A 20657-nucleotide genomic window follows, 5' to 3' on the forward strand; every position below is an offset into this window, starting at 1 on the left:
TCCCCTCGTACGGAGGCGTACGACGGTGACGGGGACGGGGAAGGTGACGGCGACCGGGCGGCCGACGCTCGCGGTCGTGGGTGCGACCGGAGCCGTCGGCACGGTCATGCTCCAGATCCTGTCCCAGCACGCGGACATCTGGGGCGAGATCCGCCTGATCGCCTCGCCCCGCTCGGCCGGCCGCAAGCTGACCGTGCGGGGCGAGCAGGTCGAGGTGGTGGCCCTGGCGGAGGAGGCCTTCGACGGGGTCGACGTCGCCATGTTCGACGTACCCGACGAGGTGGCCGCGCGCTGGGCGCCGGTGGCCGCCGCCAAGGGTGCCGTCGTGGTCGACAACTCGGGCGCGTTCCGGATGGACCCCGAGGTGCCGCTCGTGGTGCCCGAGGTCAATCCGCATGCCGCCCGTGTCCGGCCGCGCGGCATCATCGCCAACCCCAACTGCACGACCCTGTCGATGATCGTGGCCCTGGGCGCGCTGCACGCCGAGTTCGGGCTGCGCGAGCTGGTGGTGTCCTCGTACCAGGCGGTGAGCGGGGCCGGGCAGCGCGGGGTCGACACACTGCGGCAGCAGCTGAAGCTCGTCGCCGGTACGGAACTGGGGACGACCCCCGGCGACGTACGGCGGGCCGTGGGGGACAACACCGGGCCGTTCCCGGAGCCGGTGGCGCTCAACGTGGTGCCGTGGGCCGGGACCGTGCGCGAGGACGGCTGGTCCTCGGAGGAGATGAAGGTGCGGGACGAGTCCCGCAAGATCCTCGGGCTCCCGAACCTGCCCGTCGCCGTCACCTGTGTCCGTGTGCCGGTCGTCACCACGCACTCGCTGACCGTCCACGCCCGTTTCCAGGGCGAGGTGACGGTGGGCAGGGCGCGGGAGATCCTCGCCACGGCACCCGGAGTGGTGCTCTTCGACAATCCCGAGGCGGGGGAGTTCCCGACGCCGGCCGACGTGGTCGGTACGGACCCCACCTGGGTCGGGCGGGTGCGCCGGGCCCTCGACGACCCGACGGCGCTGGAGCTCTTCGTCTGCGGCGACAACCTGCGCAAGGGCGCCGCGCTGAACACCGCGCAGATCGCGGAACTGGTGGCGGCCGAGCTGTGACCCGTCCCGGGGCCGACCGCCCCGGTGGCAAATTCACTGGTCGTAAGTTGAATGTTTTGTAGGATCTGTGCGACTTCTATGGTTCGATCGTGGCCGAAGCTGTGGTCCGGACCACAGGAACCAAACCTCTGGCGTTCGAAGATTTTCCTCCCCGTTCTCCGCAACCGCGCGGAGGGCGGGGAGCGTCTTTGCGGTCGCCCTTCAGGGGTGACCGGACGCCACGTTCATATGGGGCATAGGGGATGGGCTTTTACGTATGAGGACACTTAGCGCACGGCCCGGCATGAGGTCCGACGCAAACGTGATGCCTGTCGCGTACAACCCCGACGGGGGGACGTGTGTCCAACTGGCGTGGCTGAGGTTCTCGAATTCACTGTGGCGACGCGGGGCACGACCCTCCGTCCGCCCCGCCGACCCCGCACGTCCGGCGCGTCCGGCGGCGGCATGCCGGTGATCGCCCCCATGCCCGCAGCGCGGCCGACCCACATCCCGAATCAGCGTGAAGGCGCTGACGAGGCCCTGGCGGCCGGCACCACCGTCGACCATCTCACCGAGACCTACCGCGCCCACTACAGGTCGCTCCTCGGCCTCGCGGCGCTCCTTCTCGACGACACCGCGTCCTGTGAGGACGTCGTCCAAGAGGCCTTCATCCGGGTGCACTCGGCGCGCAAGCGCGTGCGCGACCCGGAGAAGACGCTCGCCTATCTGCGCCAGACCGTCGTCAACCTCTCGCGCTCCGCCCTGCGGCGGCGCATCCTCGGTCTGAAGCTCCTCTCCAAGCCGATGCCCGACATGGCGAGCGCGGAGGAGGGAGCGTACGACCAGCTGGAGCGCGACGCCCTGATCAAGGCGATGAAGGGGCTCCAGAGACGCCAGCGCGAGGTCCTGGTCCTGCGGTACTTCGCGGACATGACCGAGGCGCAGGTCGCCGAGACCCTCGGTGTCTCCCTGGGCTCCGTGAAGGCGTACGGGTCGCGCGGCATCGCCGCGCTGCGCATCGCCATGGAGGCGTCGGCATGAGCGGGCACGACGAGCGAGCGCGCCACGACGAGCACGGTCGCCACGGCGACGACGACGAGCAAGAGCTGCACGCTGGGAACGGAACTGTGAATCACGGCCCCTCGGAGAACTCGGGCCCGGAAGAGTCGGGCCGCACGGATACGGAAGGCCGCCCGTCGGACCGCTCGCCGGGTGGTCCCCCGGACGCCTCGGACGACTCGGTCGAGTCGGTCGACCCCGGCGACGCGGTCGAGTCGCCGGACACGTCCCCGGCCGAGGCCGCGGGCAGCACGCCGGAGAAGGCTTCCGCCGACGCACCGACCAAGGTCTCGCCCCTGTCCCCTCCGTCGCCCCTGTCCCCTCGGTCCACGAAGGACTCCTCGGGCGATGCGGGAGACTTGGACGGCGTGGGCGACTCGGGCGGCTCGGGTGGCGTGGGGGGCTCGGGTACGGAGTCCACGGGTACGGAGTCCGCCGGCTCGGAGCCCGGAGGCACGGGCGGGTCCGGACCGGACGGGTTCGGCTCCGACGAGCTGGCCCTGCGGCGACTGCTGCACCAGGCCGTCGAGGAGATCGAGCCGACCGACGGCACGCTGGACCATCTGCGGCGCGCGGTACCGGCCAGGCGGGCACGCAAGCGCCAGGCCCTCGTCGGCATGGCCGCCGCCGCGCTCTTCATCGGCACCGCCGTCCCGGCCCTCGTGCACGTCTCGAACTCCACGGGCTCCAACGCCGACCCGACCATGGCGGGCAACACCTCGGCGACCCAGGGCGGTGCGAACGAGGGCAAGGAAGCCTCCTCGGGAAGGGGCTCCGGCGATTCCTCGGGCTCGTCCAAGGGCACCGGCAAGGGCGACAAGAAGGGTGAGACCAGCAAGGGCAAGGGAGGCGACGGCGGCACGGCCGGCGCCCAGCCCACGACCTCCACCGCGAGCGCGCCGACCTGCTCACCGACGCAGCTCACCGCCGCCGCCGGGGGTGGCACCCCCGACGCCACCGGCGCGGTCTACGGCACCTTCACGGTCACCAACGTCTCGACCGCCAGCTGTACGGTCGTCGGCGACGGCTCGGTGTCGCCGACCGCGGTGGGCGCCGCGGACCAGTCCCAGCTCACGACGGCTCTGCACATGGCGGGCGACCCCGCCGCCGGACTGCCCGACCCGTCCACCTACGCCGCCTCCCTGCTACTGCCGCCGGGCGGGACGTACCACGTGAAGTTCGCCTGGGTGCCTTCGGCGACCTGCCCGACCAACGGAGGCGGCACCGGCGGCGGGGAACCCACGCCCGACCCGACCCCCACGGAGGACCCCACCGGGGACAGCGGTGGTACGGCCTCGGAGGGCACCAGCGGTGTGGACACGCAGCTCATGAGGGCCGACGGGACCGTCGACGGAAGCGTCAGCGTGTCCTACACGGCCGAGGGCGGCGCACCGGCGACCGCGACGACCGTGTCCAACGCGTGTGCCGGGACGGTCTACCGGACCGGCGTACTGGCCGGCTCCTGACCGCGCCGGGCCCGCGCTGCCGCTCGGGCCCGGGCATCAGGTAGCGGGTGGCAGGTACCGGGCGCCAGGTACTGGGTACGGGGTGGCGGGTACAGGGTTCCTGGCACTGACCGGGCCCGGGTGCCGGGCCTTGTCAGACAGTGTCAGGCAGTGGTGGACGAAGCGGACGACACCTTCGTGGCGCCGGTCTCCGCCGGAGTCTCCTCCACGAGGCCCAGCTCCGCGTCCTGCGCGGACTCCACCTCGCGCCGCATCAGCCGGAACCACATGAAGACCACGAAACCCGCGAAGACGAACCACTCACCGGTGTAACCCAGGTTCTGGAAGGCCTTCAGATCCAGGCCCGTGTCCGAAGGCGCGGCGGCGGGCACGGCCTTCATCCCCGGGTCGGCCTCGGCGAGCGTGATCCACGCGTCGTACATCTTGTACGGCACGAGGTTCACCAGGGCAGCCGAGCTGATCGCGCCGGTCTGTCCGGCGGGGAGCCCGCCGGCCGCGGGCACACCGTTCGACCCGGGCGTCTCCGACGCCTGCAGCGCGCCGGTCACGGTGACCTCACCGGCCGGAGCCGCCGGGGCCTTCGCGGTGTCGGCGTCGCCGGCGAGCCAGCCCCGGACCACCGGCAGGGCCCTGCCGTCGTCGGTGCGCAGCATCGTCAGGACGTAGAAGCCGCGCTTGTCGTCCAGCTCCCGGCCGGGCACGAGCAACTGCTTCCCGTACCGGCCCGTCGCCGTGGCCTGCTTGCCCGACGTCTTCTTGTCCACGGGCAGCAGCCGGGCGAGCGGCCGGGGAGCCTGCGTCCTGGCCGCTGAGGCCTGTTCGCCTGCGTCGCGATGGTCCTGGACCCGGTCCTCGAAACGCCCCAACTGCCATGACCCCATGAACACGCAGAAGGGGATGGCCAACAGCACGAAGACGTTGATCCCCCACCAGCGGGGCGTCAGCAGGAACCGGTACACGACCTCAAAGGTACGGGGCCCCGCGGAGAGCACGGCCGAGGGGGGTGCCTCGGTCCCCGCCCTCCACGCCCTCCACGCCCTCCCCGGACTTCCCGGACTTCCCGGCCTTCCCGCGCGGGCCCCGGTGCGGTCAGCCGCCCAGGTGCCGCTCCGCGAAGTCCAGCTCCAGCCGGACCTGCTTGATCCGCTCGTCCACGACCAGCGAACCGTGCCCCGCGTCATAGCGGTACACCTCGTGGTCCGCGCCACGCGAGGCCAGGCGGGTCACATAGTTCTCGACCTGACGGATCGGGCAGCGCGGGTCGTTGACCCCGGCGGAGATGTAGACCGGTGCCTTCACCGCGTCGACGTACGTCAGCGGGGACGACGCCTCGAAACGCTCCGGAACCTCCTCCGGAGTGCCGCCGAGCAGCGTGCGGTCCATCGCCTTCAGGGCCTCCATCTCGTCGTGGTAGGCCGTCACATAGTCCGCGACCGGTACCGCGGCGATACCGAGTGCCCATGCCTCGGGCTGCGTACCCAGACCGAGAAGGGTGAGGTAGCCGCCCCATGAACCGCCGGTCAGGATCAGCCGGTCCGGGTCGGCGGAACCCGACGAGACCGCCCACTCCCGGACGGCCGCGATGTCCTCCAGCTCGATCAGGCCGACCCGGTGCTTGAGGGCGTCCGTCCACTGGCGCCCGTATCCCGTGGAACCCCGGTAGTTGACCCGGATCACCATGTACCCGTGGTCCACCCAGGCCGCCGGGCCCGCCGCGAACGAGTCGCTGTCGTGCCAGGTCGGGCCGCCGTGGATGTCGAAGACGGTCGGCAGAGGACCGCTCGCTCCGGCCGGCCGCTGCACGAGGGCGTGGATACGGCCGCCGGGACCGGTCACCCACACGTCCTCGACGGGCACCGACCCCGGGGCCTTCATACCGGGCGGATCGAGGACGACCTCGCCGGACGTGGAGCGGACCACCGGCGCCTCGGCTGAGGACGACCACAGATACTCCACGCTGCCGTCGGGGCGGGCGGTCGCGCCCGACACCGAGCCCTTCGGCGTCGGCACCCGCTCCAGCCGGCGGGTCGCCAGGTCGAACCGCCACAGCTCGCTGCGCGCCTCGAAGCTGTTGACGACGAGCAGGGCGGAGCCGTCCGGATACCACTCGGCGCTCAGGTCGCCGTCCAGCTGCGAGGCCAGCTCCAGGTCCGTCTCCTCGCCCGACACCACGTCCCACACCATCGGCTCCCAGCGCCCCCGCCGCTGGTGTCCGACGAGCAGCCGCGTGTCCCCGGCCACCGGTGCGAAGCCCAGTACCTCAAGGCCCAGCTCGGCCGTGCCGCCCTGGGTGTCGTCCAGCTCGGAGACCGCCGAACCGTCCATCCGCAGCACCCGCAGCGCGGAGTGCATCGCGTCACCGTGCTCGGTGTGCTCGACCGCGATCAGCGTTCCGTCGTGCGAGAGGTCGCCGACTCCCGCCGACTCGCGGTGGCGGTAGACCTCGACAGGATCCTCGCCGGCGCGGCTGACGTAGATCGTCGAACCGTCCTCGTCGGTCGACCTGCCGACGATCGCCGTCCGCCCGTCCCGCCCGAGCGCCAGTCCGGCGGGGTAGGAGGGGTCGAGCCCGGGAGCGGCAGGCGCGTCGGGCCCGGCCGGTCCGCCCCGGTCGCCGGACCCGCCCTCATCGCCCGTCCCGGCGGCGAAGGGCTGTCGGCGCCAGATCCCGAACTCGTCGCCGTCCTTGTCGTCGAACCACCAGATCCACTCGCCGTCGGGCGACAGCACGCCGTCCGTCGTCCCGTTGGGCCGGTCCGTGACCTGGCGCTGGGCGCCCGTCTCACGGTCCCACGCGTACAACTCGTACGTCCCTGTCGCGTTGGACACGAACAGGGACCGGTGCGGGGCGTCCTCCGCCCAGTCCGGCAAGGACACCCGCGGCGCCCGGAAGCGCTTCTCCCAGTCGGGCATGGTTCCCTCGTGCGGGATGGCCCCGTTGCTCTCAGTCATGGCCCCATATTGCACGCACAGGACGACATCGTGCTGACGGGCCCCTCAGCCTGTGGATAACTCTCCGGCCGGAGTGGGTGGTGGCGCGGCCGAACTTCGAATCCCCGCAGTTCGGAAGTGGTTGTCAGGGGGCGGGTGCGCTTGGTGGAGCGTTCCTGAGAGCGCTCTGCTGCAGCGCTCTGCTGAAGCCCGGTGCCGACCTGCAGCACGCTGCCGACCTGCGGGCCGGTGGGGGCCGGTCGCGCGGTTCCCCGCGCCCCTTACGTGGCTTCGCCGACCGTCCGTTCCCGGGTGCCGCGTCCCAGCAGCTCGGCGAGGCCCCGTCGGGTGGCGGCGATGACGACGCGGTCCCCGGAACCGAGCACGTAGTTCGGGGGCAGGTCCCAGACCAGGCCCGAGGGACGGTCGGGGGACGGGGCGTTGCGGTCGCGGTCCGAAGCCGACGGGGGTGGGGCCGACCGGGATGGGGCCGACGGGGATGGGGCCGACCGGGGTGGGGCCGGGGACGCCGGGTGGTTCGGCGCGGGTGGGGCGGGGTCGGCCGGCGGACGGGAACGGCGACCGCCCGGGGCCGCAGTGTCCAGGACCGCCGTGTCCAGGGCGAGGACCCGCCACGCCCCCGCACGGAACGCCTCGGCGACGGTCCGGCCCTCCAGATGCGGATGCCCCGCGACGTCCAGGGCCGCGAAGAGCAGCACCCGGCGTTCCACGGGGATCGCCCCCAGGATCTGGCGGCCCATCATCGCTCCGGCGAAGGCGGGCGCGGCCAGATGGGAGACGCTGCGGCTGCGGGTGAGCGCGTGCGGGTGGGTGGCGCGCAGGGTGCGGTAGACGGCCGTGGCGAAGTCGTCGTCGTACAGACGCAGGACGACCCGCAGATCGGGCCGCACCGACCGTGCGTACAGGGCGGCTTCGAGGTTGGTGGTGTCGGCGCTGGTCAGGGCGAGCAGGGCGTGCGCCCGGTGGATCTTGGCGGCTTCCAGGACGCCTTCCTGGGTGACGTCACCGAGCACGACGGGCACGCGCAGCCGGCGCGCCAGCGCGAGTCCGCGCGCCTCGGGGTCGGCCTCGACGCACACCACGGGGATGTCGAGTTCGCGAAGGCGCGCGAGGACGCGCGTACCGATCTTGCCGACTCCGAGGAGGACGACGTGACCGGAGAGCCCCCGGGGCGGCTTGCGCAGCGCCGTCCCGCTGCGGAACGTACCGAGGCCTTCCAGGACGGCGGCGAGGAGCACGGGAAGCAGCAGCAACCCGACGAGTCCGGAGAGGAGTTGGAGGATCTGGCGGCCGAGGGGGTCGTCGAGCGCGGGGTCGTTGATCGCGAAGAGGTCGAGGAGGGTCAGATAGGTGGCGTGCAGCGGATGGGCGCCCGTGACGAGCATGGACGCGACCGCGAGCGCGACCACACAGGCCACCAGGCCGGCGAAGGACCAGCGCAGCCGCCGGGAGAACAGCCTCCCCAGGGGCAGGCCGATGGACAGCCCGCCCGGCAGGACACCGCGTCGGGCGGGCAGCGGGGGACCGGAGTACGACACGGTCTCCAGGACGATGGTGCCGCGGCCGGTCGCGGCGGCCACGGACGCCTCGTCGGGCAGCAGCCGCGGCCCGTGCTCGCCGCTGCTCTCCGAACCGTCCGCGCCGGCCGGGTCGTTGGTGGTGGCCGACAGCAGGGCCAGGGTGCACAGCCCGGGATCGGCGACCTCCCCGGGCCCCGGCGGCTGCCGTTCCACGGCCCGCAGCATCAGCCCGTCGGTCTGTACGACCTTGCTGGTCCCGGCCACGGCGGTGGCGGCCAGCGCGGGCGCGGCGGTGTCCGCGTCGGAGAGTACGGTCGTGGAGGCGTCGAGGAGACCGGGCGCGGGTGAGCCCGCGGACTCCCCGATCCCCGCCATGGCCAGGGCGGACGCCTGGTCGAGCAGGGCCTCGATGTGCTGGCCGAGACGGCGGTTGTAGAGCCGTATGACCAGGCGGAGACGCGGGTTGAGCCGGCGTGCCATGAGGGCCGCGCGGATGTTGGTCTCGTCGTCGTCATGGACGAGGGCCAGCGCGTGGGCGTGCTCGACCCCGGCCTCGGCGAGCACGGCCTCGGTCAGGACCGCGGCCTCCAACACCTGTTCCGTGCGCTCCCCTTCGGAAGAAGCGGTTCCGCGGCCGGTCCCGCGGCCGGACGCGCTGTCCGGCGGCAGCGGTGCGGTGCCTGCGGTGCCGTTTCCGGCGGCCCGGGTCATGGCGGCCGACACCCGGTCGAGCAGCGTCGAGGCGCGGGCCCGTCCCACGACCGGAGGCCGCACGGTCCGCTCGGCGGACGGCACGACCAGCGTCACCCGCTCCCCGTAGACGCCCCGCAACTCGGCCGCCAGCCGGTGCGCGAGAGCGTCGTCCCCGCACACCACCATGTGCGTCGCTCGATGGTCCGGTCCGCGATCGTTCGATCCGCTCTGATTCGGAAGGCTCCCCACAACAGCACAGAGTGCCTCACGAGTACCCGCGGTTGCACGGTGGCCTGCCGTGCGGGAACCGGCTGCAGGAACTGGTGGCGGGCCGGGATGAGAAGCTGTGCCGGAACGGGCGTACTGAAGGCGGAGGGCGATCCACCGACGAAGCCCTTCCCTACCGGAGGTACCTCTCCCGTGACCACAACCGACGCAGCACCACCCGGGGTTGAGGACCGCGAGACGGCCGACGTGACGGCGACCGATGTGACGGCGGCCGATGTGACGGCGACCGACGCGACGGCCGACGACGCGACGGCGGCCGATGCGATGGCCGACGACGAGACGGCCGGCGGCGGTGGGTCGAAGGGCTGGCAGTTCAACTCCCCCCTCGTCCTGACCATGCTGCTGCTCGCGGGTGTCGTGCTCCAGGGACCCATCCGCGGGGCGCTGTCCGCGCCGGTGATGCAGAGCTGGATGACCGTGTTCGTCGCGGTGATCGTGCAGGCACTGCCCTTCCTGGTGCTCGGCGTGATGCTCTCGGCGGTCATCGCGGTGTTCGTCCCGCCGTCGTTCTTCGCCCGCGCGCTGCCGAAGCGGCCGGTCCTCGCGGTACCGGTCGCGGGCATGGCCGGAGCGGTGCTGCCTGGCTGCGAGTGCGCGTCCGTGCCGGTGGCCGGGGCGCTGGTGCGCCGGGGTGTCACGCCCGCGGCGGCGCTGGCATTCCTGCTGTCGGCGCCCGCGATCAACCCGATCGTACTGACGGCGACCGCGGTCGCGTTCCCGGGCGAGCCGCAGATGGTCCTGGCGCGTTTCGTGGCGAGCCTGCTGGTGGCCTGCGCGATGGGCTGGCTCTGGCACCGGCTGGGCCGCGCGGACTGGCTGCGCCCGCCGGACCGCCCTTCCTGGGAGGGCCTCGGCAAGGGGGCGGCGTTCTGGGGATCGGTACGGCACGACGTGATGCACGCGGGAGGGTTCCTGGTGGTCGGCGCGATGGCGGCGGCGACGCTCAAGGCGGTGGTCCCGGCGGACTGGCTCGGATACGCCGCCGACAACATGGTGGTGTCGATCCTCGCCCTGGCGGTCCTGGCCGTGCTCCTCTCCATCTGCTCCGAGGCGGACGCCTTCGTGGCCGCGTCCCTCACCCAGTTCTCCCTGACGGCCCGGCTGACCTTCCTGGTCGTCGGCCCGATGATCGACCTGAAACTCTTCGCGATGCAGACGGCGACGTTCGGCCGGGGATTCGCCCTGCGCTTCGCACCCGCCACCTTCACCCTCGCCGTCCTGGTGTCGTCCCTGGTAGGGGCGGTGCTCCTGTGAACCGCCAGGCACAGGCAGCGGTGCTCTTCCTCACCGGCGGAGCGATCCTGCACGCGGGCCTCACCGACCTCTATCTCCGGTACGTCAAGGCGGGGTTGCGGCCGTTGCTGCTGGCGGCGGGGGTGGTCCTGATAGCGACGGCGATCGCGACGGTCTGGTACGAACGCCGCGACCGACGGAACCGTGCCCAAAGGGAAGTTCACCCTCACCGGGAACCCGGTATCGCCTGGCTCATGACCCTCCCCCTCCTGGCCCTCGTCCTGGTGGCCCCGCCGGCGCTCGGCTCGTACAGCGCGATGCGCACGGGGACGGCTCTGCAGAAACAGCCGTGGGGATTCGCCGACCTGCCCGAGGGGGACACCGTCCGCCTGAGCCTCGTCGACTACGCGGGCCGTGCCGCGTACGACCACGGCCGCTCCCTCGACAACCGCCGTATCAGGACGGCGGGCTTCCTGGCGGTGGGCAGCGACGGCACGCCCTACCTGGTGCGCATGGCGCTCAGTTGCTGTGCGGCGGACGCCCAGCCGGTGAAGATCGGCCTGACCGGCCACACGCCCACGGTCCTGCGCCCGGACACCTGGCTGGAGGTCACCGGCACGTACACCGAAAAGCGGACGAAGGACCCGGTGAACGAAGGAGTCATCCCGTTCCTGAACGTCACGGAGGCCAAACCGATCAAGGCCCCCCGGGATCCGTACGACGAGAGCTGGAACGGCTGAGACGTTACGTACGCGCGCGGGCCAAGCTGTCGATCCTCTGTCGATACGAGGTAGGCACGGGGGAGAAGCGCTGGGGTTGAGCCAGGATGAGGTGGGCGGTACGGACCGCGCGTCTGCCCCGCGTCACACGAACAGGCTTATCTTCAACGGGAGTTGCAGTTCTCAGTCCCTCCAAGGAGGCCCGGAACGATGACCCACTCGACCCCCTCGATCCCCTCGACCCCCTCGAACCGCAGACACCCGCAACGCCCCTCCAGGCGGGCGCTCCTGGGCGGCGCTGCCCTCACCGCGTTCACGGCGGCGGCAGGCACGGGCAACGCGACCGCCGCCACCACGACCTCCGCGACCGCCAAGTGGCCGACGGAGTTCCCCCTCCCCGACGGCTTCCTCCCCGAAGGGATAGCCATCGGCAGTGAGCCGTACGCGTACATGGGCTCGCGCGCGAACGGGGCGATCTACCGCACCGATCTGCGTACGGGCAGGGGCGGGATCCTCTTCGCGGGCGGCACGGGCCTGGTGGCGGTGGGCCTGAAACTCGACAGGGACGGCCTGCTGTACGTGGCGGGCAACACGGGGGTGGCCCGTACACACGACTCCCGTACGGGCGATGTCGTGGCAACACACCAACTGAGCGAAGCGACGGGCCACTTCATCAACGACGTGGCGCTGCTGGGTGACAGGGCGTGGTTCACGGACTCCCGCGCGGCGGCGCTGTACGCAGTCCCGAGGGGCCGCGCCGGAGCCGTACGCACCCTGCCGCTCACCGGCGACTGGGTCCAGCTCCCGGACGTCAACAACGCCAACGGCGTCGTAGGCACCCCCGACGGCCGGGCCCTCATCGTGGTCAAGAGCACCCCGGGCGAGCTGTACAAGATAAATGTCCGCACCGGCCACGCCACGCGCATCACCTTGGTCGGCGCGACGAACGTCGTGAACGGCGACGGCCTCTACCGCATCGGCCGCACCCTGTACGTGGTCCAGAACCGCCTGAACGTGATCAGCGTGTTCCACCTGAACCGGTCGTCGACCCGGGCCACCCTGACCGGCACGATCACGGACCCCCGCTTCGACGTCCCCACCACAGCGGCCCGCTTCGCCAACCGCCTGTACCTGGTCAACGCCCGCTTCACGAGCCCCCAGACCCCGGAGACGACGTTCACGGGGGTGGCGGTCCGGATCTGACGTCGGCTGCTTCGGTCGTCGCGGCGAACGTAACGGAGGGCCCGTACGGGACCTTGCCGTCACGGACGGGGCGACGCCGGAGAAAGCTGCCGGCCACGTCCACGCAGTTGCCGCCCGCCTGATCGCTGCAGCTGCTCCTGCGCCGAGCGGCGCCGCTCGGATCGGGACGGGACGTTCGCTCCACGGCGGTTGTCCTCGACCGCTGATCGAATCGGGTTGGTCGAAGTCCGCACCCTCGGTTCATCGGGTGGCGGCCTCACCATCCGCAGTCGATGTCGGTCGACCCTCCGCTGATGACCGGGTCGGTGCTCGTGCCGCTGATCCGCAGAAGACCAGCGTCCCGCCCCCAGTCCAATGCGTACGTGCCTGAGTCGACGGGCCGGTAGCCGTCGTCGACCGTCCAGGAGCCCGACTCGCCCAGGGCCAGGCCGGTGCGCCCCACCGCGTACGCCTCGCCACCACCGCTCATGAGAAAGGACGCCTCGCGCACCACCGCCGTGCAGCCCCCCGGCCCCGAGGGGCGCAGCACGTGGTACTCCGCGCCCGAGAACAGATCGCCCACCGCTCCCCCTGCGGTGCCGAGCACCGCCGTGACGAGCAGCAGACGAGTACCCAGAGGCGCCCACACGGCTCGCTTCCGCGGGAGACGCGCAGCATCCGCCGACGCCAGGTGATCCACCCGGGCGAGTGCCCACCGAAGAACGAGCGCCATGACGAGGAGAGCCGCACTCACTCCCCACCCGGGGACCACCCGCCCCCGCACGACCAGCAAGAGGTCGCTCCAACTCCCCACCGCGGCGAGGACCAGGCTCCCGACGCCCACCGCCGTGGAGCAAGCGGGCGACAGCCTCACGCCGCGGTGTGTACGTGTGTCGGTCATGGCGGGTACGACTCTCCGAACGCACCGACGGTTGCGGTGCGGGACGCGTAACCCTCGATCTCGATGGTGTGCGGTGTGCGGTGGCGCCGAACGAGTGGACTTCCCGACACGGGGACGGGCGGTAGGCCCCGCGCCGCGGGTCAGGTGCTGATGTTCGTGACGTCCGCCCCCCCGTCTGGAAGAGGCGCCCCGAATGAGACGTACCACCTCCCGCCGTACTCTCTGTGCAGTGCTGCTAGCCGCGTCCTTGTGGGCGCCGACGGCGGCCCACTCGGCCGCGGCCCATCCCGCCGCAGCCCATCCCGCCGCGGCCGAGCAGCGACCGGTCTCCGCCCACCCCGACAAGGGCGACTGCCCACGCAGCCTGGGGCGCAAGCTCACGTCCCGCCTCGACAAGGCCATGGACGACGTCGGAAGGAAGGCGGACATCCCCGGGGCCGTCGTCGGCCTGTGGATGCCGGGCAAGGGTTGTTACGTCCGGTCCATGGGCGTCGCCGACATCAGGACCGGCGAGCCGATGGCCGCCGACTCCTACGTCCGGATCGGCAGCGAGACCAAGACGTTCACCGTCACCGCGCTGCTGCAGCTCGTGGACGAAGGCCGGATCGGGCTGGACGATCCGATCTCCACCTACGTCGAGGGCGTGCCCAACGGCCACCGCATCACGCTGCGCCAGCTCGCGGAGATGCGCAGCGGCCTGTTCCCCTACACCGAGGACGCCGGCTTCGTACACGACCTCCTGAGTGACCCGCAGCGCACCTTCACCCCGCGCCAGTCCCTCGCGTACGGCTTCAAGCACCCCAACACCTTCGCGCCGGGCAAGAAGTTCCAGTACTCCAACTCCAACCTCATCCTGCTGGGCATGGTGATCGAAAAGGTGAGCGACCGCACGCTCGCCGACTTCATCCACCACCGTGTGCTGCGCCCGGCACACCTGCGCCACACGCTGTTCCCGCAGGGCAACGAGTTCCCGCAGCCGCACCCGCGCGGCTACACAGACCAGACGCTGAGCGGCGAGGTCGCGGACGCGACGGACTGGAACCCCAGCTGGGGCTGGGCGGCGGGAGCGATGATCTCGAACCTGCACGATCTGCGGCACTGGGCCAAGTCCGTCGCGACCGGACAGCTGCTCAGCCCCGAGACCCAGAAGCAGCGGCTCAGGACGCTGCCCACCGGCATCCCCGGCACCACGTACGGTCTCGGCATCCTCAAGACCAACGGCTGGATCGGGCACAACGGCTCCATCCCGGGCTACGAGACCGTGACGGTCTACCTGCCCTCGGAGAAGGCCACCCTGGTCGTCATGATGAACACCGACATCACGAGCCAGGGCCAGGAACCGTCCACCCTGCTAGCCCGAGCGATCACAGCGGTCGCCACCCCGAAGAACATCTACGACGGCTCGGCGACCGCGCCCTAGTCCGCACCCTCTGGATTAGAGACCCACGCAAAAACAGGTGAGGCACCTACAGAAATCCGTAGGTGCCTCACCTGCTGTTTTGGCTGTCGGGGTGGCGGGATTTGAACCCACGACCTCTTCGTCCCGAACGAAGCGCGCTGCCAAGCTGCGCTACACCCCGATGTCACTGGCGGCGAGCCACTCTCGTGGTGTGTGCCGTGGCGACGTCGTTTACTTTAGCCCACCGGTGGCCGGAGGCGAAATCCGGTTTTCCGGGGCGCGGTGGCGCCGTGGGCCAGGCCTGATGTGGTCCAGGGCGACGAGGAGGACGGCCAGGCCGTAGCAGGCGAGGCCGAGGATCGTGACGTTGCCCAGGACCTCGACGAAGCCGTGCTCGGACACGTCGAGGAAGGGGTAGCGGTAGCGGACCGGCGTGCCCGCGGGGAGGAGCAGGCCCCGGGTCACCGTGTACGCCAGGTACGCGACCGGGAGGATCAGCCAGGCAGCCGCGCTGTGCAGGCGCAGCGCCCCCGGCCGGGTCAGCAGCAGCCAGTCCAACGCGACCGCCACCGGGATCACCGTGTGCAGCAGCTGGTTCGTGACCGCGTGCCACCCGGTGAGCGCCGCGCCGTCGCTCGTCATGGAGAAGGTGCTCGCGTCGTCGGCCAGGATCAGGTGGTAGACGAGGCCCGTCCCGACCGCGTACAGCAGGGTGCAGGCGGTGATGGACGGGCGCAGCGGGTGGCGGGCCTTCCACGCCCGCCAGGCCGAGACGGTGAACACCGCGGTCACCAGGATGCTGCTCAGGATCGTGGCGTAGCTCAGGACGCGCAGCGGGTCGCCCAGGAGTAGATCGATCGCCACACCCGCGGCCGACGCCAGCGCGACGAGGAGGCGGAAGACGGCGACAAGGGGGCGGCGTACGCGCGGGACCACCGCGTACGCGGGCACGACGGGGACGGCGGAAGCGGCGGCGCTGGCGGCTATGCCGGGGATCCTGGGGATGTCCGGGATGTCCGCAGGTATGGGGGTGGTCATCCCCTCACGCTAGGAGGGGTGGACAAAAGGGGCGATATGGATTGAACCGGATGGGTGGGAGGGAGAGGAGTAGCGGTCTCCGAGGGGGGAGAGGGAGGAGAGGGAGGAGAGAGCTGCAGTCCGTTCCTCCTCCCCCCTCCCCCCTCCCCCCCCGAGAGACCGCAACTCCGCTACGCGGAAGTCGGTCCCCGTCCCGTGAGCGTCAACAGCGTCGCCTCCGGCGGGCACGCGAACCGTACCGGTGTGTACCTGCTCGTCCCGCAGCCCGCCGACACGTGCAGGTAGGACGTCCGGTCCGACTCCGCCTCCGTGTAGGTGGACAGGCCCTTCACCCGGTCGGTGTCCAGGTCGCAGTTGGTGACCAGGGCGCCGTAGAAGGGGATGCACAACTGCCCGCCGTGCGTGTGGCCCGCCAGGATCAGCGGGTAGCCGTCCGCGGCGAAGGCGTCCAGCGCGCGCAGGTACGGCGCGTGCACGATGCCCAGGGAGAGGTCGGCCGCGTCCGACGGGCCGCCGGCCACGCGCGCGTACCGGTCACGCTTGACGTGCGGGTCGTCGAGCCCGGTCAGCTCGATCTCGAAGCCGTCGATCTTCAGCGAGCCCCGGACGTTCGTCAGGTTCAGCCAGCCCGCCGCGTCGAAGCCGTCGCGCAGCTCCTCCCACGGGTTGTGGACGACGTCGACGGCGGGCGCGTTGCCGTTCAGCCCGTGCCGGCCCTGCGTCTTCTCGAACAGGTAGCGGGCGGGATTGCGGAGCGTGGGCCCGTAGTAGTCGTTCGAGCCGAAGACGTACGCGCCGGGGAACTCCATCAGGGGGCCGAGGGCGTCCATGACCTCCGGTACGCCCTCGGGGTCCGAGAGGTTGTCCCCGGTGTTGATGACGAAGTCGGGGCGCAGCCCGGCCAGCGAGCGCAGCCAGCGCTGCTTCTTCCGCTGTCCGCTCACCATGTGGATGTCGGAGACCTGGAGCACGCGCAGCGGTCGCATCCCGGGGGGCAGCACCGGGACCGTCACCCGCCGAAGTCTGAACGAGCGGGCTTCGAACCCCGCCGAGTAGAGCAGACCGGCGGCGCCAGCCGCCGCGATTCCCAGTGGTACTCCGTATCGCGCGCGCATACGCCCATCGTGTCAGACCCTGGACGCCCCGAACCCCACGGGAGGCCCATGTACGGGCGCACGGCCGGGCGCACGGACGGCCCGCGGCGGCCCCGGCCGAAATCCATGGGCGTCCGTCGCACCACACCTGCGACAATCACCCCATGACCACGCTCAAGTCGAAGCTGCAGGCAGACCTCAATGCCGCGATCAAGGGGCGCGACGAGCTCCGTTCCTCGACGCTCCGGCTGACCCTCGCCGCCGTCCAGAAGGAGGAGGTCGCGGGTACGCAGAAGCGCGAACTCTCCGACGACGAGGTGCAGAAGGTGATTGCCAAGGAGGCGAAGAAGCGCCGCGAGGCGGCCGACGCCTTCGCACAGGGCGGCCGTGCCGAGTCGGCCGAGCGCGAGAAGGCGGAGGGCGAGGTCCTCGCCGAGTACCTGCCCAAGCAGCTCTCCGACGACGAGCTGCGGCAGATCGTCGCGCGGGCGGTCGAGGAGGCGAAGGCGGCCGGCGCCGAGGGGCCCCGTGCCATGGGCCAGGTCATGAAGATCGTGAACCCGAAGGTGGCCGGCCTGGCGGAGGGCGGTCGCGTCGCCGCGGAGGTCAAGAAGCGCCTCGCGGGCTGACCCCCGGACACTCCCATCGGCCGAAGCCGAGCCGTAGCCGCAGCCACAACCGCAGCCGAAGCCTCGGCCGCAGACAAAGGCACACTCACACCTGTACGCCGATGGGGGCGCCCCTCAGAACAAGGGGCGCCCCCATCGGCGTACAGGCGGAGCAGGTAGAGCAGGCAAGGCCGGCAGAAGTCAGGCCGGGCTACGGCCAGTTGCCGCCGCCACCGTTCCCGTTCCCGCCGCCGTTGTCGTTCCCGCCGATCGTCCACTCGTCGGGGATGGAGAAGGTCGGCGTGGGGATCTGGGGCTGGCCACCGTCGGTGCCACCCCCGTTGTCATTTCCCCGGTTCTCCCCGTTCCCGTTCCCGTTCCCGCCGCCGTTGTCGTTGTCGCCGTTGGCTCCGTCGTCCCCGTTGTTGTCGTCGTCGCGGCCCTTGTCACGGTCCTTGTCGGCGTCGGGGATGTCGACGAGGTTGAAGCCCGGGGAGTCCTTGCCGGACAGGGCGCCGGTCATGGCGTCCTTCCAGATCGGACCCGGCACCGCGCCACCGAAGACCTTCTCGTGCCACGTCCCGCCGATGGTGATGTTGACCATCTTGACCTTCTGGGTGGCACTGCCGACCCAGACCGCGCCGGACATGTTCGGCGTGTAGCCGACGAACCAGGCGTTCTTGCGGTAGTCCGTCGTACCGGTCTTGCCCGCGTTGGCGCGGTCGGTGAGACCGGCCTGCTGACCCGTACCGGAGTCGACCACACCGCTCAGCAGGGTGTTGATCGTGTCCGCGGTGGTCTCCGACATCGCGCGCGAGCACGACGACTTCGGAACCGGCAGGGACTTCTTCTCACCGCCGAGCTGCTGGCTGATCGACGCGATCGCGACCGGCGTGCAGTACGTGCCCCGGTTGGCGAAGGCGGCGTACGCGCTCGCCATGGTCAGCGGGGAGATACCGGTGGAACCGAGGGTCATCGACGAGGGCTGCTCGGGCAGCTTGGTGCCGTTGCCCTGCACCACGCCCAGCTTGTCGGTCATCTCCACCACCGGGCACATCCCGATGTCTTCGAGCATCTGCACGAAGTAGGTGTTGACCGACAGCGCCATGGCCTTCTTCAGCGCGTACGGGCCGGACTCCGACTCGTCCTCGTTCTCGACCTTCGCCTTGTCGGTGTTGCGCCACGTCTTTCCGCCGCACGCCTGGACACTGTCGGGGTACGGCATCTCGTACGGCGCGGGATAGGACTGCGTGGCCGGCTTGCCGCCCTCCAGGGCCGCCGCGGCCAGGAACGGCTTGAACGTCGAACCGGTCGGGAAACCGAAGTTCGAGCCGCCCATGGAGTAGTCGACCGAGTAGTTGATCACGGTCTCGTTCTTTCCGAAGCCGTACGGCTTCGACTGACCCATCGCCAGGATCTTGCCGGAGCCCGGCTCGACGAGCGTCGACGCCGCCGCGACCTTGTCCGACTGGTTGACGTGATCCTTGAGCGAGGTCTGCACCGACTTCTGCGCCTGCGGGTCGAGCGTCGTACGGATCGTCAGGCCGCCCTGGTCCCAGACCTTGGCCCGGGCCTTCTGGGTCTTGCCGAAGACCGGGTCGTTCAGGAACTCCTTGCGCACGTACTCGCAGAAGAAGCTGGCGTCCTTGACGGCCGTGATGCAGCCGTTGTTCGGCTTGCTGACCTTCAGGCCGAGCGGCTTCTTCTTGGCCGCGGTGGCCTCCGCCTGCGAGATGTCGTGCACCTCGGCCATGCGCTGCAGCACCACGTTGCGCCGCTTGGTGGCCTCGGCCTCGTCGTTGACCGGGTCGTACCGGGTCGGCGACTGGACGATGCCGGCCAGCAGCGCGGCCTCCTGCACCTCCAGGTCCTTGGCGGACTTGGAGAAGTAGCGCTGGGCCGCCGCCTCCACGCCGTAGGCCTGCTGCCCGAAGAACGTGATGTTCAGATAGTTCTCAAGGATCTTCTTCTTGCCCAGCTCCTCCTCGACCTGGATCGCGAACTTCAGCTCGCGGACCTTGCGGCCGAGGGTCTGCTGGGTGGCCTGCGCGACCTTCGTCGGGTCGTTGCCGGCCTCCTCCACGAAGACGTTCTTCACGTACTGCTGGGTGAGCGTGGAGGCGCCCTCCGAGACGTTGCCGCTCTGCGCGTTCTTGTTGAGGGCCCGCAGGACGCCCTTGAGGTCGACCGCGCCGTGCTCGTAGAACCGCGCGTCCTCGATCGCGACGATCGCCTTCTGCATGTACGGCGAGATGTCCTTGAGGTCGACCACCGTGCGGTCACGCGAGTAGACCGTGGCGATCTGGCCGCCCTGGTTGTCCAGGATCGTGGTGCGCTGGCTCAGCGGCGGCCGCTTCAGGTTGGCCGGGATCTCGTCGAACCCCTCGACCGAACCCTTGGCCGCGAGTCCGAGCGCACCGAACGCCGGCACGGCGATCCCGGCCATGACGGCCCCCGCGAGCACACTGACACCGAGGAACTTGGCGGCCTGCTGCGTGGGAGACAGACCACCGCCCGAGCGCTTCTTTGGCATGAGGGCAGCCTACGTTCTCATTCGCCGGACACGCGTATAGGCATTGGCCTAAGCTGCTCTCAACTGTCACAGCAGTAGGACCACGTATCAATACGTCCGGCGACCCCTGATCGGTTCGGTCGACACTCGACTTTTTTGTTGAGGACGTGCCCGAATCCGCCTTATGTGTCACCTGGTGCCCGTTGTGACGCAACTCAACTGCCCCGGTTTGCCGGGAAGGTCACGTATGTCGTCGGGTCACTCCGTTGGGTGATCTGTCGCGTACCCATAGTCCATTCGGGCCATTCAAGATTGGGCCCGAAGGGGCTGGTTGACTGTGCCCACCTTCCGTAACGTCCTGAACTGGTAGCGGTGAATATGCCGCTGCCGCCGTGGGGGAGCCTCGATTCGGGAGAGGACGGCGCCGGTATGGGCTGGGTAACCGACTGGAGTGCGCAGGCGGCCTGCCGCACTACCGATCCGGATGAACTGTTCGTTCAAGGAGCAGCGCAGAACCGGGCGAAGGCGGTGTGCACCGGATGCCCGGTGCGCACGGAGTGCCTGGCCGACGCGTTGGACAACCGCGTCGAGTTCGGCGTGTGGGGAGGGATGACGGAGCGGGAGCGCCGCGCACTGCTGCGCAGGCGACCAACCGTCACCTCTTGGCGCAGGCTGCTCGAAACCGCGCGTACCGAGTACGAGCGGGGGGCGGGAATCCTGCCTCTCGACGAGGAAGAGGTGTACGAGAACTACGCAGCGGTGGGCTGACCGGGCTCCGCGCACGCGGCGGACTCACATCGGTTCCGTAAGCGCCAGAGGTACGAGTGGCGTCCTCGGAGGTACGAGTGACGTCCACGTGCCCTCCGTACGACGCCGTACGCGATGTACGACGGCGCAACACCACAAGGGGTCCTG

Annotated in this window: 17 protein-coding genes and 1 tRNA gene; 9 read left to right on the forward strand and 9 right to left on the reverse strand. The window is 70.6% G+C overall.

Going from position 1 to position 20657, the window contains the following annotated elements; translation table 11 throughout:
• Positions 1-43 precede the first annotated feature (43 nt).
• The 3 genes from ACH4DZ_RS15520 (at position 44) to ACH4DZ_RS15530 (ending at position 3603) form a co-directional block, all read left to right on the forward strand.
• Entirely contained in the window at positions 44-1099 is a 1056-nt protein-coding gene (locus tag ACH4DZ_RS15520) for an aspartate-semialdehyde dehydrogenase (RefSeq protein ID WP_398287758.1), read from the forward strand.
• 444 nt (positions 1100-1543) lie between these two features.
• Positions 1544-2119: a SigE family RNA polymerase sigma factor gene (locus ACH4DZ_RS15525; RefSeq protein ID WP_398287759.1), complete on the forward strand. Its 576-nt coding sequence runs from the start codon at positions 1544-1546 to the stop codon at positions 2117-2119.
• Positions 2116-3603: a hypothetical protein gene (locus tag ACH4DZ_RS15530; protein WP_398287582.1), complete on the forward strand. Its 1488-nt coding sequence runs from the start codon at positions 2116-2118 to the stop codon at positions 3601-3603. The genes ACH4DZ_RS15525 and ACH4DZ_RS15530 overlap by 4 nt, the downstream gene beginning before the upstream one ends.
• A 143-nt stretch (positions 3604-3746) precedes the next feature.
• On the opposite strand, the gene ACH4DZ_RS15535 is transcribed toward ACH4DZ_RS15530, so the two are convergent.
• The 3 genes from ACH4DZ_RS15535 to ACH4DZ_RS15545 form a co-directional block, all read right to left on the reverse strand.
• A complete protein-coding gene (locus ACH4DZ_RS15535; RefSeq protein WP_398287584.1) occupies positions 3747-4562 on the reverse strand; it encodes an SURF1 family protein in 816 nt (271 codons plus the stop codon).
• A gap of 130 nt (positions 4563-4692) precedes the next feature.
• On the reverse strand, positions 4693-6555 hold the full coding sequence (locus ACH4DZ_RS15540; protein ID WP_398287585.1) for a prolyl oligopeptidase family serine peptidase: 1863 nt from the start codon (positions 6553-6555) through the stop codon (positions 4693-4695).
• Between the two features lie 260 nt (positions 6556-6815).
• A complete protein-coding gene (locus ACH4DZ_RS15545; RefSeq protein ID WP_398287587.1) occupies positions 6816-8954 on the reverse strand; it encodes an NAD-binding protein in 2139 nt (712 codons plus the stop codon).
• 366 nt (positions 8955-9320) lie between these two features.
• On the opposite strand from ACH4DZ_RS15545, the gene ACH4DZ_RS15550 reads away from it, so the two are divergent.
• The 3 genes from ACH4DZ_RS15550 (at position 9321) to ACH4DZ_RS15560 (ending at position 12211) form a co-directional block, all read left to right on the forward strand.
• A complete protein-coding gene (locus ACH4DZ_RS15550) occupies positions 9321-10310 on the forward strand; it encodes a permease (protein WP_398287760.1) in 990 nt (329 codons plus the stop codon).
• A complete protein-coding gene (locus ACH4DZ_RS15555; RefSeq protein ID WP_398287588.1) occupies positions 10307-11029 on the forward strand; it encodes a TIGR03943 family putative permease subunit in 723 nt (240 codons plus the stop codon). The genes ACH4DZ_RS15550 and ACH4DZ_RS15555 overlap by 4 nt, the downstream gene beginning before the upstream one ends.
• A gap of 189 nt (positions 11030-11218) precedes the next feature.
• Complete coding sequence (locus ACH4DZ_RS15560) at positions 11219-12211, forward strand: SMP-30/gluconolactonase/LRE family protein (protein WP_398287589.1); 993 nt, start codon at positions 11219-11221, stop codon at positions 12209-12211.
• On the opposite strand, the gene ACH4DZ_RS15565 is transcribed toward ACH4DZ_RS15560, so the two are convergent.
• Together ACH4DZ_RS15565 and ACH4DZ_RS15570 are read right to left on the reverse strand one after the other, a co-directional pair.
• Positions 12186-12455, reverse strand: a complete 270-nt coding sequence (locus ACH4DZ_RS15565; protein ID WP_398287590.1) for a DUF397 domain-containing protein — start codon at positions 12453-12455, stop codon at positions 12186-12188. The two genes, ACH4DZ_RS15560 and ACH4DZ_RS15565, sit on opposite strands and share 26 nt — an antisense overlap.
• 12 nt (positions 12456-12467) lie before the next feature.
• Positions 12468-13064 carry a hypothetical protein gene (locus ACH4DZ_RS15570; RefSeq protein WP_398287591.1) on the reverse strand — a complete coding sequence of 199 codons (597 nt, stop codon included), beginning with the start codon at positions 13062-13064 and terminating at the stop codon, positions 12468-12470.
• Between the two features lie 220 nt (positions 13065-13284).
• Here ACH4DZ_RS15570 and ACH4DZ_RS15575 point away from each other — a divergent pair, with 220 nt between their 5' ends.
• Positions 13285-14511, forward strand: a complete 1227-nt coding sequence (locus ACH4DZ_RS15575) for a serine hydrolase domain-containing protein (protein ID WP_398287592.1) — start codon at positions 13285-13287, stop codon at positions 14509-14511.
• Between the two features lie 86 nt (positions 14512-14597).
• Here ACH4DZ_RS15575 and ACH4DZ_RS15580 read toward each other — a convergent pair.
• The 3 genes from ACH4DZ_RS15580 to ACH4DZ_RS15590 all read right to left on the reverse strand — a co-directional run bounded on the left by ACH4DZ_RS15580 (position 14598) and on the right by ACH4DZ_RS15590 (position 16643).
• Positions 14598-14671: transfer RNA gene (locus ACH4DZ_RS15580), tRNA-Pro, on the reverse strand.
• 50 nt (positions 14672-14721) lie between these two features.
• Positions 14722-15528, reverse strand: coding sequence for a Pr6Pr family membrane protein (locus tag ACH4DZ_RS15585; RefSeq protein ID WP_398287594.1), 807 nt, complete (start codon positions 15526-15528; stop codon positions 14722-14724).
• Between the two features lie 170 nt (positions 15529-15698).
• Entirely contained in the window at positions 15699-16643 is a 945-nt protein-coding gene (locus tag ACH4DZ_RS15590; RefSeq protein WP_398287595.1) for a metallophosphoesterase, read from the reverse strand.
• Positions 16644-16786: 143 nt separating this feature from the next.
• On the opposite strand from ACH4DZ_RS15590, the gene ACH4DZ_RS15595 reads away from it, so the two are divergent.
• A complete protein-coding gene (locus ACH4DZ_RS15595) occupies positions 16787-17251 on the forward strand; it encodes a GatB/YqeY domain-containing protein (RefSeq protein ID WP_398287596.1) in 465 nt (154 codons plus the stop codon).
• Between the two features lie 190 nt (positions 17252-17441).
• Here ACH4DZ_RS15595 and ACH4DZ_RS15600 read toward each other — a convergent pair whose 3' ends face one another.
• On the reverse strand, positions 17442-19763 hold the full coding sequence (locus tag ACH4DZ_RS15600; protein ID WP_398287598.1) for a transglycosylase domain-containing protein: 2322 nt from the start codon (positions 19761-19763) through the stop codon (positions 17442-17444).
• Positions 19764-20171: 408 nt separating this feature from the next.
• Here ACH4DZ_RS15600 and wblA point away from each other — a divergent pair, with 408 nt between their 5' ends.
• On the forward strand, positions 20172-20510 hold the full coding sequence (wblA, locus tag ACH4DZ_RS15605) for a transcriptional regulator WblA (protein WP_055515737.1): 339 nt from the start codon (positions 20172-20174) through the stop codon (positions 20508-20510).
• Positions 20511-20657 lie beyond the last annotated feature (147 nt).

Origin of the sequence: Streptomyces sp. NPDC017991 (assembly GCF_044328075.1) — a bacterium.
In the GTDB taxonomy this organism is placed as follows: domain Bacteria; phylum Actinomycetota; class Actinomycetes; order Streptomycetales; family Streptomycetaceae; genus Streptomyces.